Origin of the sequence: Streptomyces sp. NPDC127117 (assembly GCF_042677325.1) — a bacterium.
GTDB lineage: Bacteria > Actinomycetota > Actinomycetes > Streptomycetales > Streptomycetaceae > Streptomyces.
The window spans coordinates 29582-46301 of record NZ_JBHXTM010000034.1 but is presented as its reverse complement, the minus strand read 5'-3'; the positions used below and the strand labels follow the sequence as shown (position 1 = coordinate 46301).

At 71.0% G+C, this 16720-nt stretch carries 14 protein-coding genes; 10 read left to right on the top strand and 4 right to left on the bottom strand.

The features are described 5' to 3' along the window. Both ACFVH0_RS26855 and ACFVH0_RS26850 read right to left on the bottom strand, forming a co-directional pair. Complete coding sequence (locus ACFVH0_RS26855; protein ID WP_385824158.1) at window positions 1–258, bottom strand: acyl carrier protein; 258 nt, start codon at window positions 256–258, stop codon at window positions 1–3. A gap of 3 nt (window positions 259–261) precedes the next feature. Continuing rightward, window positions 262–1203 carry an ACP S-malonyltransferase gene (locus ACFVH0_RS26850; protein WP_385824156.1) on the bottom strand — a complete coding sequence of 314 codons (942 nt, stop codon included), beginning with the start codon at window positions 1201–1203 and terminating at the stop codon, window positions 262–264. 245 nt (window positions 1204–1448) lie between these two features. Between ACFVH0_RS26850 and ACFVH0_RS26845 the strand changes: the two genes are divergently transcribed. The 5 genes from ACFVH0_RS26845 (at window position 1449) to ACFVH0_RS26825 (ending at window position 9701) form a co-directional block, all read left to right on the top strand. Then, complete coding sequence (locus ACFVH0_RS26845; protein WP_385824154.1) at window positions 1449–4796, top strand: BTAD domain-containing putative transcriptional regulator; 3348 nt, start codon at window positions 1449–1451, stop codon at window positions 4794–4796. Between the two features lie 162 nt (window positions 4797–4958). Continuing rightward, entirely contained in the window at window positions 4959–5435 is a 477-nt protein-coding gene (locus ACFVH0_RS26840) for a DUF6630 family protein (protein ID WP_385824152.1), read from the top strand. A 354-nt stretch (window positions 5436–5789) separates the two neighbouring features. Further along, a complete protein-coding gene (locus tag ACFVH0_RS26835; protein WP_366109936.1) occupies window positions 5790–6281 on the top strand; it encodes a DUF6643 family protein in 492 nt (163 codons plus the stop codon). Window positions 6282–6603: 322 nt separating this feature from the next. Further along, window positions 6604–7110, top strand: coding sequence for a hypothetical protein (locus ACFVH0_RS26830; protein WP_385824150.1), 507 nt, complete (start codon window positions 6604–6606; stop codon window positions 7108–7110). A 152-nt stretch (window positions 7111–7262) separates the two neighbouring features. Next, complete coding sequence (locus ACFVH0_RS26825) at window positions 7263–9701, top strand: right-handed parallel beta-helix repeat-containing protein (protein WP_385824148.1); 2439 nt, start codon at window positions 7263–7265, stop codon at window positions 9699–9701. Here the strand turns inward: ACFVH0_RS26825 and ACFVH0_RS26820 are convergent. Next, window positions 9671–12061, bottom strand: coding sequence for a hypothetical protein (locus tag ACFVH0_RS26820; RefSeq protein WP_385824146.1), 2391 nt, complete (start codon window positions 12059–12061; stop codon window positions 9671–9673). The genes ACFVH0_RS26825 and ACFVH0_RS26820 overlap by 31 nt on opposite strands. Window positions 12062–12246: 185 nt before the next feature. On the opposite strand from ACFVH0_RS26820, the gene ACFVH0_RS26815 reads away from it, so the two are divergent. From ACFVH0_RS26815 to ACFVH0_RS26805, 3 genes are all read left to right on the top strand, one after another. Continuing rightward, window positions 12247–13086 carry a DeoR/GlpR family DNA-binding transcription regulator gene (locus ACFVH0_RS26815; RefSeq protein ID WP_385824144.1) on the top strand — a complete coding sequence of 280 codons (840 nt, stop codon included), beginning with the start codon at window positions 12247–12249 and terminating at the stop codon, window positions 13084–13086. Between the two features lie 68 nt (window positions 13087–13154). After that, window positions 13155–13607 (top strand): SRPBCC family protein, encoded by a 453-nt coding sequence (locus ACFVH0_RS26810; protein WP_385824142.1) that lies wholly within the window; start codon window positions 13155–13157, stop codon window positions 13605–13607. Window positions 13608–13766: 159 nt separating this feature from the next. Continuing rightward, window positions 13767–14234, top strand: a complete 468-nt coding sequence (locus ACFVH0_RS26805; RefSeq protein ID WP_385824140.1) for an SRPBCC family protein — start codon at window positions 13767–13769, stop codon at window positions 14232–14234. Window positions 14235–14276: 42 nt separating this feature from the next. On the opposite strand, the gene ACFVH0_RS26800 is transcribed toward ACFVH0_RS26805, so the two are convergent. Further along, window positions 14277–15407 (bottom strand): PLP-dependent cysteine synthase family protein, encoded by a 1131-nt coding sequence (locus ACFVH0_RS26800; RefSeq protein ID WP_385824138.1) that lies wholly within the window; start codon window positions 15405–15407, stop codon window positions 14277–14279. A gap of 205 nt (window positions 15408–15612) precedes the next feature. Between ACFVH0_RS26800 and ACFVH0_RS26795 the strand changes: the two genes are divergently transcribed. Together ACFVH0_RS26795 and ACFVH0_RS26790 are read left to right on the top strand one after the other, a co-directional pair. Further along, the gene (locus tag ACFVH0_RS26795) at window positions 15613–15930 is read left to right on the top strand and encodes a hypothetical protein (RefSeq protein ID WP_385824136.1); all 318 of its coding nucleotides are present in this window, start codon (window positions 15613–15615) and stop codon (window positions 15928–15930) included. A gap of 187 nt (window positions 15931–16117) precedes the next feature. Continuing rightward, a complete protein-coding gene (locus tag ACFVH0_RS26790) occupies window positions 16118–16639 on the top strand; it encodes an ATP-binding protein (RefSeq protein WP_385824134.1) in 522 nt (173 codons plus the stop codon). Window positions 16640–16720: the final 81 nt, after the last annotated feature.

Sequence of the window (16720 nt, the reverse complement as noted above, 5' to 3'; positions counted from 1 at the left end):
TCAGTGGCCGTCGCGCTCGGCGAGCTTGCTCGCTACGAAGGCGTCGATGGCCTCCAGCGAAGAGAAGATGTTCCTGAGAAATTCCTCGTCGGTCAGCTGGAGGGAGAATTCCCTTTCGACAGCAGTAAGGAGCTGAATATATCCGAAGGAGTCCATCACTCCCGTCTTGAACAGATCGGTCTCGGCGGTCAGTTCACCGTCGAACTCCACGAGAAACTGGTCCTCGATGAGCCGCTGTATGTACTGCTTCCTGTCCATGTCTCACACCCCGCTCTTGACGAGTGCGTCCCGGGTACCGGTCTTCTCGATGCTCTTCACCATGCGGAGAAGGGATTTTCCACCTATCTCCTCGTAATCGAGACCGCTGCCGAGGGAAAGGAGATACCGAATACTGTCGGCCCATCGCACCGGCTCCACCAGCTGTCTGCTCAGCATCTCCGGTATCGCACCCCGCTCGTAGGGCCGCCCCGTCACATTGGAAATCACGGTCGTTCTGGGCTCCGCGAACGTGAACCCCTTGAGGAAATTCTCGAATTCGGAGCGGACGGGCTCCATGTGACGCGAATGGAAGGCGGCGCTGACCCGCAAGGGGGCGAAGCGGATGCCCCGGGCCTTCAAAGAGGCATGGGCGGCGCGCAGCACGCTGTCGCTGCCGGCGATCACGACCTGGGCGTCGGTGTTGTAGGCCGCCACGTCCACGCCGTCGACGCCGTCCTCCCGCAACACGTCGAGCAGGCGTGGAGCAGGGGTGTTCATGACCGCGCTCATCCCGCCGCCCGACGCCGCCGCCATGAGTTCGCCGCGCTTGGCGACGAGCCGCAGACCCGTCTCGAAGTCGAAGACCCCGGCAGCCAGGAGCGCGTTGTACTCCCCCACGCTGTGTCCGAGGCAGTAGTCGGCGGGCCGGCCCTCCCGGCGTTCACGCTCGAAGGTGTGCAACGCGTTGACGGTGTACAGGGCCGGCTGCGTGCACTCCGTACGGGAGAGCACGTCGTCCGGATTGTCGCGGCAGCGCGAGACGAGGTCGTACCCCAAGAGTTCGCAGGCGAATCGCGTCAGGCCCGGATAGCGGCCGAAAACATCTGCGCCCATACCCCGGAACTGCGCTCCTTGCCCGGGGAAGAAAATCGCGAACACCGTGATGCCTCCAGGGTCTGCGCCGGTGGCTGGCCCACACCACGCGGCGATGTCGGTTCCGCACATGCTGTGCCACTCCCCTTGCGGTCCACTGGCCGGAATGCTGATGACCCGACGCGAACCCTTGTCCGGATCCTTGCCTGCCGACTTGCCGTTCGCTTGCCGCTTCCATCGGTATGAAGGAGAAGTAAATTGCCAATTACGTGATCGTTTATTGGCCATTCATCAGCCGAATCGCATGACTGAACACCCCCTGTTCTAGGATCAATTAGCCGGAGAAGTCTCAAGCGTGGTAACGAATGGGGCCGAAGATGTCTGCACGTCAGGCTCAGAGCACACTGCTGCCTCCACCGTCGGCCGCCCACTCCGGACCGGTGCTGCAGGTCCTGGGGCCCATGGCGGCCCAGTACGAAGGGCATGACGTACCACTGGGCCCGCCACGTCGCAGAGCGCTGCTCGCCCTGCTGGTGATCAGGCTGGGCCGGGTCGTCCCCACCTCCGTGCTCATCGAGGAGCTGTGGCGGGAGGACCCGCCTCGGCGGGCCGTCGCCACCCTGCAGAGTCATATCTCGCATCTGCGCCGGGTGCTGGCCCCCGCGACCGGCCCCGACCGGCCGGCGGTCCTCCGCTACCGGGCCCCCGGATACGTCCTTGAGCTGCCCCCGGAGCAGGTGGACGTCCACCGGTTCGAGCAGCTCTTCTCCACGGGGCGCCGCTTCCTCGCCCGCCAGGATCCCGTGGCGGCCCGCGACCGGCTCACCCGGGCGCTCGGACTGTGGCGCGGCTCCCCGTACGCGGAGTTCGTCACTCACCAGCCGCTCGCCGACGAGAGCACCCGGCTGGAGCAGGTCCGGCTCACCGCCCTGGAGGCCTCCGCGGAGGCCGGTCTCGTCCTGGGCAGGACCGCGGAGGTGGTCACGGAACTGGAACGCGAGGTGCGTCAGCATCCCACCCGGGAGCGCCTGGTGGGCCATCTGATGACCGCGCTGTTCCGGTCGGGCCGGCAGGCGGAGGCGCTGGAGGTGTACGAGTGGACGCGCAGCTATCTGGTCGAGGAGTACGGCGTGGACACGACGGCCGAGCTCCAGCAGCTGCACACCGCTCTGCTCCGGCAGGAGCTCGGTGAGCAGCGGACACGTGCCGTGCTGAGTGACGAGTTGCCGGCCAGGGCCGCCGAGCTCCCCCGGCCCGTCCGGACCGTGTTGTCCGGCGCGGCGGAGCGCGTGGCGGAGGCGTCCCCCGGGGCTGCGAAGACCGCCATGCGCAGTATGGGCAAGCCGCAGGAACCGGACCGTACGGCACGGGTCACGTCCATGGCCCCCGGGCTCGCCCTCTTCGAGTCCGTGCCGCCCCCGCCGTTGACAGGCCGGGAACGGGAGCTGCGGCGACTGGTCGCCGCAACGGCCGGTGCGGCGACGGGTCGTGGACACCTTGCCTGCGTGTTCGGCTCGTCCGGGCTCGGCAAGTCCCACCTCATGATGGAGCTCGTCCAGCGCCTCCGGAGCATCGACGAGGGCATAGAGACGATCCGGAGCAGCTGCTTCTGCGGGGAGGGAGTTCCGCCGTACTGGCTGTGGACGCAGGTGCTGCGCCGGCTGTCGGCGGCACGGCCCGAGGCCTTCGAGGCCGCCGCCGCGCCGTTCGGCTCGCTGCTCGCCCCGCTGCTGCCCGGACCGCAGGCCGGAACCGGCGCGGGGACCGGCCCCGACCCCGGCGGCTCACCGAGCCCCTTCCGGATTCACGACGCGCTCTGCGAAGTGCTGCTCTCGCTGGCCGCGCAGCGGCCCCTGGTGCTGCTGCTGGAGGACGTGCACTGGGCGGATGCGGCCTCTTTGGACCTGCTCCGATTGCTGACCACCCGTCGCCAGGGACATCCCCTCAGCATCGTACTGACCGGCTGGGACCTGGAGGCGTGGCCCGATGCCTCGCGGTTCCGGGTGATGACCGAGGTGCTCAAGGGCCCGGACGCGGAGATCCTGCGGCTCGCCGGCCTGGCCCGTCCGGATGTCGCCACGCTGGTCGACGCGCACGCGGGGCCGGGCGTCGACGAGCGGATCATCGACGCGCTGCACCGCGAGAGCACGGGCAGTCCGTATTTCGTCATCCAGATGCTCTCCCTGCTCTGCGACGCCAGGGACCTGCGCGAGCCGGGTGCCACGGACGAAATCCTCGGCCTGATCGTGACGTGCGCGCGCACGGTACTGCGCCAGGAGTTCGCCATGCTGCCGGAACCCGTGCTTCGGCTGCTCCGGCTGTGTGCGGTCGTCGCACCCGATTTCGACCTGGATGCGGTCTGCCGTGCCTTCGGCGGCAATTCGGCCATCGCCATCGTGGAGTCGGCCGTCCGGTACGGCCTGCTCGCTCCGGACCGGCAGCGCACCGGACGGCTCCGCCTCGCCCCTCCCCAGGCTCAGGAGGTGCTGGCCGGCGAGCTGACGGAAGAGGAGTGCCAACGGCTGCACGCCCGGTACGCCGATGCGCTGTCCGCGCACGTCCAGATCGGCGGCGATCCGCAGGAGACCGATCGCGTCGCCCGCCACGCCTGGCTCGCCAAGGACGTCATGCCCTCGGAGCGGGTGCTGCCCTGGCTGCTGCGCGCGGCGGAGAACGCGGAACTGCACCTGGCCTCCGAGGAGCGCGAGCTGTGGCTGCGCCGTGCGGTCGGCATGACCGGCTCACTGCCCGACGGAACGACCGCCCGCGACCTGAAGCAGCGGCTCCACCTGGAGCTGGGCCATGTACTGGGCCAGGTGCACGGATTCGGTGACGCGGAGGCGGAGGCGGAGATCACCCAGGGACACACCCCGCACACGACGCCGCATACGCCGGATGACCCGGCGGTCCTGTCGTTGCTGGCCACGTCGCTTCTCGTCCGCGGCCGCTACGACGAGTCACAGCAGCTGTCCGTCCTGCTGCGGAACATCGCGGAGCGCACCGACGGACCGACGGCCCGGCTCGGCGCGGCGTACGGCGAGGGTATGGCGCTGTTCGTCCGCGGGCACCTGTCCGATGCGCTCAAAGAGCTGGAGCCCGGCGCGGAACTGGCGGAGCGCCTGGCCTGCGAGGGCCGATTACCCGACGGAACGTACCGGTCCGACCCACGCGTCTACTTCCGCTGCTACTGCATCCTCGCCCACTGGCTGCTGAACGACTCTGCGACGGCCGCGGAACAGCGCCGCCGCCTGCTGCGGCTCACGCAGCACGGGAGCAAGCCGTGGGACCGGGCCCAGGCCCTCTACGCCGACGCGATCGTGGCCGCCTGGGAGGGCGACGTGGAGACAGCGCGAGCCTCCGGCACCGAGGGCGTCGGGCTGGCCGTCGAGCACGGGCTGTACTACTGGAAGGCGATGCTCCATCTGCCGCTGGGCTGGGCCCTCACGTACACCGGCCGCCGCGAGGGGATATCCGACATGAAGAACTCGCTGGCCGAACTGCGGCAGTCCAGAACGAACATACGCCTCCCGCTCCATCTGGGGCTGCTGGCCCAGGCCCAGCACCACGCCGGACAGCGGGAGGAAGCTGTGGACACCCTGCGCACCATGGTCGCGGTGGTCGAGCACCGGCGCGAGTACGTGTACCTCAACTCCGCGCTTCCCGCCACGCGCCTGCTGCACGAGCTGCTGGGCCCCGAGTCGGCAGAAACGGTACTGCCGGAGTGAGTGATGCCACCCGCGGCCTCCGGTGAGCCACTCGGGGTGTAGGTGTATCCGTGGACGCCGAGAGGGCACCCGCCCTCGCCCCGGCGACGACACGGCAGCACGACCGCCCGAGGAGCGCACACCATGTCCGGCACCGAAACAGTCCGAATGTCGTTGGAAGCCATGGCATCGCTTCTCGCCCCGGCTCATCCCGATGTGATCGAGCAGGTGTTGCACGCCCACGACGATCCCGAGGGCTATGTGCGGACGCACGCGGATCAGCTGGGTGAGCGCTGCATCCACGAACCCGTCGCGGAACTCGCGTGGATAGCGCTCGTGGACGCGCTCTTCGATCACCAACTGCTCGCGGAATTCGACTGGAAGGAGGATCCGCAGGAGATCCGGGACCAGTTGAGGATGCTCGCCTCCCGGCCGTCCGTGGACCCCTGGGTGTTGTTCGAAGCCGACGAGATGTCCCTGCCGACCCATGAGTTCCTGATGGCCTGCGGTCGGCACTACCGCGATGTCGGCGCGGCGCTCGCCGTCCTGGACATCGAATCCGACTGCTACCCGGTGGTGTGTCTGCGGGCGGCGCGGGTCGAAGAGCTGACGGAGCTCGCCGGCCGTGCGGGGTACACCGCCCGGGGCCTGGGGAACTGAGGGCGGTGCGGTGACCACGGCGTGGTGGAGCCCCGGACCGTGAAGTGCGGGCGCTCTCAGGGGGATCACGCCGGGCTTCGCCCTACCCGGGGACCGGCTCGTGCCGGGCGCGGATGTACTCCCGGAACTCGCCGTACTCACTGAACAGAAGGCGGACGTGAGGGAGCACGCCACCGCCGTTCCGAGAAATTCTCCACGGGCGTGCGCATAGGACCCCGCGACGGAAAATCCCCCCGCCACCGACGAAAGCTTTATCGATCTCTTAGCAGGTCGGGCGGACAGAATCAGCGTAAAACGGATGACCCCAAGATTGGGACTCCCCAACCGGCTCATCGTGGGCTTAACTTAGGTGTCATGACCTCCCCCCGCTCCACCTACGGCGGCGGCTACTACGCCGCACCGTCGTTCCCCGACACTCCGATCTACGACTCCCTGGTCGCGGAGCGGGGCACCCCTCAGATCGCTCCGATCCGAGTGCCTGCCGCCTATGACACCGGCAACAGTTATCTGCCGGCTCTCCCGGCGGCGCTGCCGGCTCTTCCTGCGGCGCCTTCCCAGCCCGGTCCGTCGTACGGCTACCAGCAGCCGGCGGCTCAGCAGGGTTACGCGCCGATGCAGCCCGCGCAGTTGCAGCACGCCCCGGCGCCGTACATCCCGCAGCAGCCGACCGCGGCCCGTGGCGGGTACCAGCCGCCCCATCCGCAGCAACAGCAGCGGCCCGCGCCGGGCACCGGTTACGAGGCCATGCGTCCGGCCGCGCCGCGCCCGGCGCCGCAGCGTCCGGCCCCGGCGCCCTCGCCCTACGAGGACCCGTACAACCGCCCGTACCAGGGCCGGGGGTACTGAGCCGACCTCACGCGCAGTCGCACGGAGTCGTCGTCGAGCCATGGGGACTCGACGGCGACTTCGGCGTTCCCGCACCGCACGGCCCGGCGGTCCGGTGCGGCGGGCGGGAACTCACGGGGGTGGTCCGCGCGTTGGCCGGGGTGAAGTTGCTCTCTCTTCGCTCCTTCCGCGCGCGAAGCGTGCCGTATCAGGCTATGACGGATACGGAAGGGGGTGCAGGACTGTGCGAGCGGTTACGGGTGTCTGGCGTTGGCGGCACAATCCCCTGCGCCGCGCCACTGACCGGCGCGAGGCATGGGTGGCTCTTTTCGCGTTGCTCCTGATGGTGCTGGCAGCGCCGGCCCTCGGCTGGGCGTGCGGATCGTACACCGACGACGCCCTGCAGAAATCGGTGCGGGCCCAGCAGGCCGGGCGCCGCGCCACCACCGCGGTCGTGCTGCGCAGGGCACCGCGGCCGCCGCGTTTCGTCACCGATCCCGAGGTCTCCTCGGAGCACTCGCAGACCCCGGTGGTGGCCCGCTGGAAGGCCCCGGACGGCACCGCCCGCCGGGGCACGGTGACGGCCTCCTCCCGGAAGACCGCCCCCGGCACGAAGGTGGAGATCTGGACGGACCTCGACGGCCGCCCCGCCTCGCGTCCGATGGACGCTCCGACGGCCCGTACCCACGCGGTGCTGGCCGGGCTCGGCGCGACGATGCTCGCCGTCGGACTGATCGAGGGCGTACGGCAGCTGATCGTCCGGCACATGATGCGGTCGAGGTACACCCGGATCGACCAGGACTGGGCCAGGACCGGTCCGGACTGGGGCAGGACCGGCACCGGCAGCTGATCAGCTGCTGATCGGGTCAACTCCCGCCCGCCGCGCGCGCTACGGTGGACCGGCCCGCCCGCTTTCCCGGTGGGCGGTCCCGGGATTCACCGCTGCCGGAAGGCCGGTGACACGGGCATCACGCACGCACGAGGTGGGGGCACAACAGCGCCATGGCACAGGGCACGGTCCAGGTGACGCACACCGGCACATCGCGGTGGCGGCGCCGCACAGGCGAGTACGCCTCCCTCACCGCAGCCCTGGAGGCCGCGGCCGACGGCGATGTGCTCACCATCGCCCCGGGCACCTACCGGGAGAATCTGGTTCTGCACCGGGCGGTGACCCTGCGCGGCCCCGAGGGCTCCGTCGGCTCCGTACGGATCGCGCCGGCCGACGGGGTGCCACTGACCGTCCGCGCCTCCGCCGTCGTCTCGGACCTGCATGTGGAGGGCCAGGACTCGACGGCCCCCGCGCTGCTGGTCGAGGACGGCGCACCGGAGATCGCGGACCTGCGGATCGTCACCCGTTCCGCCGCCGGGATCGAGGTGCGCGGCACGGCACGGCCGACCGTGCGCCGCTGCACGGTCGACAACCCCGCCGGGGTCGGCATCGCCGTACTCGACGGCGCGGGCGGCGTGTTCGAGGAGTGCGAGGTCGTCTCCGCCGGGCAGTCCGGGGTCTCGGTGCGCGACGGCGCGCATCCGCGGCTGGAGCGCTGCCGGGTCCACCACGCGTCGGGCGCGGGCCTGAGCGTCACCGGTGAGGGCAGCGCCCTGGAGGGCGTCGGCTGCGAGGTGTACGAGATCAAGGGCAGCGGGATACAGGTGACCGCGCGTGCCGCCGCCCACCTCACCGACTGCACGGTGCACCGCACTTCGGCGGACGGCGTCACGCTCGACACGGACGCGGTTCTGACCCTCGCCGACTGCGACATCCACGACATCCCGGAGAACGCGGTGGACCTGCGTTCCCGTTCGGTGCTCACCCTGACCCGCTCCACGGTGCGCCGCTTCGGCCGCAACGGCCTCTCGGTCTGGGATCCCGGTACCCGGGTCGACGCCAACCAGTGCGAGATCCACGACAGTACGGGCGACTACCCGGCGGTCTGGGTGAGCGACGGGGCGACGGTGATACTGGACTCCTGCCGGGTCCATGACGTGCCGGACGCCATCTTCGTGCTGGACCGGGGCTCGCGCGCCGACGCGGTCGACAGTGATCTGTCCCAGGTCCGCAACACCGCGGTCTCGGTGAGCGACGGGGCGACCGCGCAGCTCGACGACTGCCGCATCCGTGAGGCCTCCACCGGCGCCTGGTTCCGAGACCACGGCAGCGGGGGCACGCTGAACAACTGCACCATCGACACGGTGCAGACCGGAGTGATCGTCACCAAGGGCGCCGACCCGACGATCGAGCGCTGCACGGTCACCTCGCCCGCCGAGGCCGGTTTCTACGTCTCCGCCGAGGGCCGCGGCACCTTCCACGGCTGCCGGGTCACCGGAAGCGACGGCTACGGCTTCCATGTGATGGACGGCTGCCGTACGACGCTGACCCGCTGCCGGACCGAGCGGTGCGCCCGCGGCGGATACGAGTTCGCCGAGCCCCCTGTCTCGCGCGAGGACGGTCAGGGGGCCGGCCCCGTCGTGGAGGACTGCACCAGCGACGAGAGCGCCCTGCGCTCCCCCGCTCCCCCGGCGCCCACCGTGCTGACAGCGACCCAGTCGGCCCCCGGACTGCTCGGCGGGGTTCCCGGACAGCGTGCCGTCGAGCCCGCCCCGGCCGAGGTGCCCGCCCCCGCGCCGGCGCGCGGCTCGCAGGCGGTGCTCGGGGAACTGGACGCGCTGGTGGGCCTGGACAGCGTCAAGCGGGAGGTGCGCGCCCTCACCGACATGATCGAGGTGGGCCGCCGGCGTCAGGAGGCCGGGCTCAAGGCCGCGTCGGTCCGCCGCCACCTCGTGTTCACCGGCTCCCCCGGCACCGGCAAGACCACCGTGGCCCGGCTGTACGGCGAGATCCTCGCCTCGCTCGGGGTGCTGGAGCGGGGTCATCTGGTCGAGGTGTCCCGGGTCGATCTGGTCGGCGAGCACATCGGATCGACCGCCATCCGCACCCAGGAGGCCTTCGACCGGGCGCGCGGCGGGGTGCTCTTCGTCGACGAGGCGTACGCCCTGTCGCCCGAGGACTCGGGACGGGACTTCGGCCGGGAGGCGATCGACACGCTGGTGAAGCTGATGGAGGACCACCGGGACGCGGTGGTCGTCATCGTCGCCGGTTACACCCACGAGATGGAGCGGTTCCTCACCGTGAACCCCGGGGTGGCGTCCCGTTTCTCACGGACCATCACCTTCAGCGACTACAAGCCAGCGGAGCTGCTGCACATCGTGGAGCAGCAGGCCGAAGAGCACGAGTACAGCCTGGCCTCCGGCACCGGTGAGGCGCTGCTGAAATACTTCACCGAGCTTCCCAAGGGTCCGGCGTTCGGCAACGGCCGTACCGCGCGCCAGACCTTCGAGTCGATGGTGGAGCGGCATGCGGGCCGGGTCGCCCAGCTCGCCGAGCCGAGCACGGACGACCTCACCCTGCTCTACCCGGAGGACTTGCCCGAACTGCCCTGAGCCCGGGTCCTGGTGGTGTCCTCCCCGTCGGCCTGGCGGGGCAGGACCGGGTCCAGCCGCTCCAGGAGCGCGGCCCGTTCCTGGGCGAAGACGGGGTCCGCCTGGTAGTCCGAGTGCCCCAGAACGGCTTCGGGCAGCGGATGTTCCCGGGTCCGCCCGTAGACCAGGGGGTCCTTCAGCGGCCCGCGGTCGACCTCGGGGCCGGGGGCCTCGTCGAGCCGGACCCGGCCGCCGATCGGGTCGGTGGCCCGCCACAGATTGCGCCAGCAGTGCACGGAGCGGTGCAGGGCGTGCAGCGGTCCGGGGCCGAAGTAGGCCGGGAACCAGCGTCCGTAGAGTCGCTCGATCGGCGAGCCGTAGGTGAGCAGGGCGACCCGGCCGCGGGTCTCGGCGGGCAGCTGCCAGACCGCGGAGGCGGCGAGGACGCTGCCCTGGGAGTGTCCGGAGATGACGAGCCTGCCCCGGGTGAGCGCGGTCCAGCCGGACATCCGTGACGCCAGGTCGGGGACGGCCCGTTCGGCGTAGCAGGGTGGGGCGAAGGGGTGGGCGGCACGCGGCCAGAACGTACCGACGTCCCAGAGGATGCCGATGGTGCGCCGGGCCGAGGCGTCGCGGTAGGCGCGCCGCCCCCAGGTGACGAAGAGTATGAAGCCGAGGCCCACCATCCAGGAGCCGGTGGACTGGGCGGCCTGGGCGACGGACTCGATGAACGGACCGCTGCCCTTCATCGCGAGTCCGGGCACCTGGCCGCTCACCCAGGCCCCGCAGACCGCCGCCGCGCCGAGCAGCAGGGTGGCACCGCAGACCGGGCCGAGGATCCAGGGCGCGGAGTCGGTGAGGGCGGCCGCGGCCTGGATCCGGGCGATCTGCCGGGTCCGGGCGGGGTCCGGGCGTTCGTCCTCGTAGGCCCGGTCGATCCCGGGCTCCAGGGCGCGGGCGGCCAGCCAGGTCCGTACGAGCAGCAGCAGGGCGGGGATGGCCAGCAGCACCAGGAGCACGGGGATGACCGACGCCTGCCAGCTGAGCAGCACCGGCGGGCCCTCGATGACGGAGCTGCGGCCCATGCCGGGGGTACCGGGGCCGTCGAGCCAGTCGGCGACGCGCTGGGAGACCCCGCCGCTCATGACACCGCCGAGGGCGCAGGCGAGCATCGCGACCACGGGTCCGCCGAGTCCGTACATGACGGTGCGGGGCTCGGGGGTGCGGCGGTACAGGCTCAGTGCCACCACGGCGAGCACGACGACGAGTGTCCCCTGGCCGAGAGTGATGACGCTGAAGGCGAGGTCGCCGGGGAGGGCGCCGGACGAGGCCCAGTCGGGGCGGGACCAGGCGGCGTACGCCGCGGAGAGGACGAGCAGGGCCAGGGCCGCGCCGGGCAGATAGGTGATGAGGGCGCGGTCGAGCCGGTTGTCGAGGCGCCGTTCGCTGCGGCCCCGGCGGCAGACCACCCAGAGCACGACGAGCCCGCCGAGGACCAGGGCCGCCTCGATCAGCCGGCCGATGATGCCGGGTACGGGGCCGGTGACGGCGCGGTCGTGGCGGGCCGCGGCGCCGGCGACCGAGGCGGCGACGGTCAGGAAGCCGGCGGCGGTGTGGGCGGCGCGCAGCCGGGCGACCAGGCGGCGGCCGTACCAGAACCCGGGCCGGCCGAGGGCGGGGCGGACGGGCGGGGCGGTGCCGGTGGTGGCCGGGGCGGGTGCTGGGTCGAGGTCCTCGTCCGGTTCGGTTCCGGTGAGCGGGCGCTGCGATTCGTATGCGCTCCAGGTCCGGTTGGACAGGAACCAGAGGAGCGCGACCAGGGCGGTGGGCACCAGTGCGGCGAGGGCCAGCCTGCGGCCCGGCTGGGACCACCAGCCGCCCTGTGCGGTCGACAGGAAGCCGAGCCAGGACCGCTGGTTCGAGCAGTTGGGCACGCCCGCGCACTGCCAGGCCGCCAGGTCGAGCGCGACCTCGCAGGCCGCCGCCGTCAGCAGCACCGTGAGGCTGAGCGCGACGAGCCGGACGAGGACGCCGTACAGCCGCACCGTCCGGGTGCGGGAGCGGGCGGTGGGGCGCATCCAGTGGGCGAGGTTGACCACCATGAACGGGAGCAGCAGCAGCCACAGGGCGCGGGAGCCGTTGCCGGAGGTCAGGTTGGACCAGCAGTAGGCCTCGGGGATGGGGCGGTCGCGGTACCGCTCCGGGTGCTGTTCGGCGTCCGTGTCCTCGGTCCGCCGGTAGATCGCGGCGGTCGCGTCGCCGGTGATCCGGACCGTACGCGGATCGTCGAGCATTTCCTGGGGGGTGGCGCCGCCCACGCCGTGGACCAGTAGTTCCAGCGCGGGTCCGGGACTCTGGGGGGCCTGGGTGGCAGGTGGCACGGAAGTGGCTCACTCTCTCGGTCGTGGGGGGTGTCGATGCGCGGTCACCAGAATCGCGGAAGGAGGCCGGTGGCCGCACCGCTCTCACGGAATCTCCCCAGTGCGGCGGCCGGCGACACCGCGTGGCAGGATGACCCCGTTCGAAGAGACTGCTGCACGGCCAGAGGGAAGGACCGGACCCGGCGTTGAGCGACAATCAGAACCTGCTCGCGGAGCAGCGGCGCGCCCTGATCCTCGACGAGGTGCGCAGGCGCGGCGGGGTCCGGGTCAATGAGCTGACCCGCAAGCTGAATGTCTCCGACATGACGGTGCGCCGGGACCTGGACGCGCTGTCGCGCCAAGGGGTCATCGAGAAGGTGCACGGCGGGGCGGTGCCGGTGGTCGAGGCGAGCACCCACGAGCCCGGCTTCGAGGCCAAGTCGGCGCTGGAGCTGACCGCCAAGGAGGACATCGCGCGAGCGGCGGCGGCCATGGCGGTGCCCGGCAGCGCGATCGCGCTCTCCGGCGGTACGACGACGTACGCGCTCGCCCAGCAGTTGCTGGACGTTCCGGAGCTGACGGTGGTGACCAACTCGGTGCGGGTCGCCGATGTCTTCCACGCCGCGCAGCGTTCGGGGGGCACGGGCGGGGCGCGGCCCGGGGCCGCCACGGTGGTGCTCACCGGAGGGGTGCGGACCCCTTCGGACTCGCTGGTGGGTCCGGTCGCCGATCAGGCGATCGCCTCCCTCCACTTCGATGTGCTGTTCCTCGGGGTGCATGGGATCTCGGTGGAGGCCGGGCTCTCGACGCCGAATCTGGCGGAGGCCGAGACCAACCGCCGTTTCGTCCAGTCGGCGCGGCGGGTGGTGGTGGTCGCGGACCACACCAAGTGGGGCACGGTGGGCCTGAGTTCGTTCGCTTCGCTGGATCAGGTGGACACCTTCGTGACGGACGCGGGGCTGTCGGCCGCCGCCCGCGAGGAGATCGAGGAGCATCTGCCGGGGCTGGTGGTGACCGGCGCGGTCGCGGAGGGCGACGACTCCTGAGCCGTAGGCCATAGCACGGATTCCGCTCGGCTCGCGACGGGCGGTGCCCGGGCCCTTAGGATCGTGCTGTGGCCGTCTTCCGGATCGAGCGCTTCACCTCCTTGCCCGCCGCCGAGTCCTGGCGCCGGGTGACGGACTGGGAACGGCACGCCGCGCAGGTACCGCTGACCACGATCACCGTCCCCATGGGGCTGCCGACCGGCGTCGGAACCGTTTTCGTGGCGCGCACGGGCGTGGGGCCGCTGGCGTTCGACGATCCGATGGAAGTGGTGCGGTGGACGCCGCCCGCGGCCGGGCGCGCGGGGCTGTGCCGGCTGGAGAAGCGCGGTTCGCTGGTGCGGGGCCGGGCGTCGATCGATGTGTATCCGACGGATTCCGGTTCGCATGTGGTGTGGGTGGAGGAGCTGGGCACGCGGCTGCTGCCGCGGTGGTGCGATCCGCTGATCGCCGGGGCGGGTCGCCGGGTCTTCGGCCGGGTGCTCGACAGCATGCTGGACCGTCCGGCGCGGCACCGTCCGTAGCGCGGTGCCGGGGCCGCGTGGGCACGGACCCGTCCGCGGACGGGCGCAGCCCCGTACTGGCCGAGGCGTGACGGCTCCACCCCGCACGACATCTGATGAGGCGTCAGCTATGGTGTGGCACGGCCCCGTCCGCCGCCGACCGCCCGGGAGGTGCGTTCCATGCCACGCCGACTCCGTTCCGTGGAACTCGATTTCGTCGATTCCGCTCCGCTGCGACTGGTCTTCGCCGCCGAGGTGTCCGCGGCCCCCGAGGGCGTCTACCGGGCGCTCGCGGAGGATGTGCCGGGCTGGCCCGACTGGTTCACGGCGGTGACGTCGGCCCGGCCCACCGAGGACGGCGCGGGCCGCGAGGTCCGGCTCAAGGGCGGTTTCGTGATCCACGAGACGATCATGGCGGCGGAGCCCGGCAAGCGGTACGCCTACCGGGCCGACCGGACCAACGCCCCCGGAATGCGGGCCCTGCTGGAGGAGTGGCGGCTCACCCCGGCCGGGACCGGGACGCGGGTGCGGTGGACGTTCGCCGCCGACGGTTCCGGGCCCTTCCGGTTCACTCTGCGGCTGGCCCGGTCGGGAATGGGCCGGTCCTTCCGGGACGCGGTGCGCAAGCTCGACCGGCGGCTGGCCTGATCCGCGGCCCGACCCCCCGCGCACCACGCTCCGCCCGGGTGGTCAGGGCCAGTTGCCGTCGGCGAGGAAGGAGTCGATGGTCGCCGTGTACGGGGCGATGTCCAGGCCCTGTGCGGCGAGCCAGCTGTCGGAGTAGTACTTGTCGAGGTAGCGGTCGCCGGGGTCGCAGATCAGGGTGACGATGCTGCCCGTGCTGCCCTGCTCGACCATTTCGGCGACCAGTTTGAACGCGCTCCACAGCCCGGTGCCGGTGGAGCCGCCGGCCTTGCGGCCGATGGCCTGCTCCAGGGCGCGCACGGCCGCGACGCTGGCCGCGTCCGGCACCTTCATCATCCGGTCGATGGCCCCGGGCACGAAGCTCGGCTCCATCCGGGGCCTGCCGATGCCCTCGATCCGGGAGCCGCAGTCGCTGGTGGCCAGGGGGTTGTGCTGGGTCCAGCCGTCGAAGAAGCAGGAGTTCTCCGGATCGGGCACGCAGATCCGGGTGTCGAACTGCATGTAGTGCACATAGCGAGCAATGGTCGCCGAGGTGCCGCCGGTGCCCGCCGTGGCGACGATCCACGTCGGCTCCGGATAGCGCTCCAGCTTCAACTGCTGGTAGATCGACTCGGCGATGTTGTTGTTGCCGCGCCAGTCGGTGGCCCGCTCGGCGTAGGTGAACTGGTCCATGTAGTGGCCGCCGGTCTCCGCGGCGAGCGTGGCGGACTCCTCGTACATCTTCCGCGAGTCGTCGACGAAATGACATCGGCCGCCGTGGAATTCGATCAGCCGGCATTTCTCGGGGCTGGTGGTGCGGGGCATCACGGCGATGAACGGCACACCGATCAGCTTGGCGAAGTACGCCTCCGAGACGGCCGTCGATCCGCTGGACGCCTCGATCACCGGCTTGCCCGGCCGGATCCAGCCGTTGCAGAGCCCGTAGAGGAAGAGCGAACGGGCCAGCCGGTGCTTGAGACTGCCGGTGGGGTGCGTCGACTCGTCCTTGAGGTAGAGGTCGATGCCCCATGCCTCGGGCAGCGGGAAGTGCAGCAGATGGGTGTCGGCCGAGCGGTTGGCGTCGGCCTGGACCTTGCGTACCGCCTCCTTCAGCCAGGCCCGGTATCCGGCGTCGGAGCGGTCGATGTCGATCGTTGCCGCGGCCCGGCCGTCGCCGCCGTGCTTTTCGGTGCCCATCAGCGCGTTCCTCCTCGTGTCGCCGTCACTCCACCGACAACGGTATTCCCCCCACCTGCACAAACGTTCACTTTGATGCTCCATAGCCCTGCCTTGGCCCTTGCGGGCCCGCATCTTCGCAACCGGACCGGGACGCGGCCTGGCGTACCGGTCCCGGTTTGTGCAGACTTCCCATCAGAAGTGTTACGAAGGGGGCGAAGCAGCCATGCCGGAAACGGAGTTCAGTGCGACGGGGGTACGGATCGAGCGGTGGGCCCGCTCGCTCACGAGGGCCGGGCAGGTGATCGTCAAGGACGGCAGACTGGCCCTGCTGACGAGCAACGGGCGGGAGATCGACAGCGCCCCGGTGGTGTCGGTGAGCGCGGGCAGGCCGTGGTTCGCCGGAGCCGGTGCGGCCGTGGCCCGCCTCAACGGGACGCGGTACCGGCTGACGATGGGGCAGCGCAACCGCGGTCCGGACCGGGGCGGCCCGGCCCGGCGGTTCCTCGAAACGCTGCGCAGTGCGGGCGGACGGATGACCTGACGCCGTCGGCCGCGCCGGGTCGTCGCGAGTTGCGGAGCTGTGACCCCTGAGCGACATTGGACACGTCACTCATGGTTCACCGGCGGTGACACTGAGAGTCACACCGCCGGAGACCGGATCAGCGGCCGGTCGGCCGCCGGATCCGTTCCTTCGTCTTCTTCCGGACCTAATTCGGGGAGTCGCAGCCGTGATCAGCGAGCCAAGCAGGCACTGCACGGTGGAGCTCCAGGCCCTGCCGTCGCGGATCGGTCAGGTCCGCAGAATCATCTCGGCGCAATTGCGCTACTGGCATCTCGATCCTCTGATCGACCAGGCCGCGCTCGGCGTCACCGAACTGCTGACCAATGTCCACCGGCATGCCCAGCCGGACAAGTCATGCACCGTCGAGATCGAGTTGCTGCTCGAACGGCTGACGGTGTCCGTCCACGACCACGACCCCCGGCTGCCGACCGTACGTGAGCCCAGCGCGTCCAGTACGTCGGGGCGCGGGCTCGCACTGATCGCCGCGGTCAGCGAGAGCTGGGGGGTCCGCCCGAGGGGCGGGGCCGGAAAGATCGTCTGGTTCACCCTTCCGGCGCCTCCCCGGAGCTTCGCGCTGCCACCGCATCCGGTGTACGGGGCCACCACCGACGGGCCGTTCGAGCTGGACTCCGTCATATATCCGGAGATCGGTACGCCGTCCGCCGCGCGGTCGGCGGTGGTCGGCTGACCTGCGGGGCGGCGGGGACCGTGACGCGACGGGGAGGGGGGGGGCCCCCGACCGCGGGTCGCCCCCGACCTGGTGGGCGTC

Bases quoted from the DNA above. Each gene is read 5' to 3' on its own strand.
- ACFVH0_RS26855 (WP_385824158.1), bottom strand. From the start codon at position 258: ATGGACAGGAAGCAGTACATACAGCGGCTCATCGAGGACCAGTTTCTC.
- ACFVH0_RS26850 (WP_385824156.1), bottom strand. From the start codon at position 1,203: ATGTGCGGAACCGACATCGCCGCGTGGTGTGGGCCAGCCACCGGCGCA.
- ACFVH0_RS26845 (WP_385824154.1), top strand. From the start codon at position 1,449: ATGTCTGCACGTCAGGCTCAGAGCACACTGCTGCCTCCACCGTCGGCC.
- ACFVH0_RS26840 (WP_385824152.1), top strand. From the start codon at position 4,959: ATGGCATCGCTTCTCGCCCCGGCTCATCCCGATGTGATCGAGCAGGTG.
- ACFVH0_RS26835 (WP_366109936.1), top strand. From the start codon at position 5,790: ATGACCTCCCCCCGCTCCACCTACGGCGGCGGCTACTACGCCGCACCG.
- ACFVH0_RS26830 (WP_385824150.1), top strand. From the start codon at position 6,604: ATGGTGCTGGCAGCGCCGGCCCTCGGCTGGGCGTGCGGATCGTACACC.
- ACFVH0_RS26825 (WP_385824148.1), top strand. From the start codon at position 7,263: ATGGCACAGGGCACGGTCCAGGTGACGCACACCGGCACATCGCGGTGG.
- ACFVH0_RS26805 (WP_385824140.1), top strand. From the start codon at position 13,767: ATGCCACGCCGACTCCGTTCCGTGGAACTCGATTTCGTCGATTCCGCT.
- ACFVH0_RS26800 (WP_385824138.1), bottom strand. From the start codon at position 15,407: ATGGGCACCGAAAAGCACGGCGGCGACGGCCGGGCCGCGGCAACGATC.
- ACFVH0_RS26795 (WP_385824136.1), top strand. From the start codon at position 15,613: ATGCCGGAAACGGAGTTCAGTGCGACGGGGGTACGGATCGAGCGGTGG.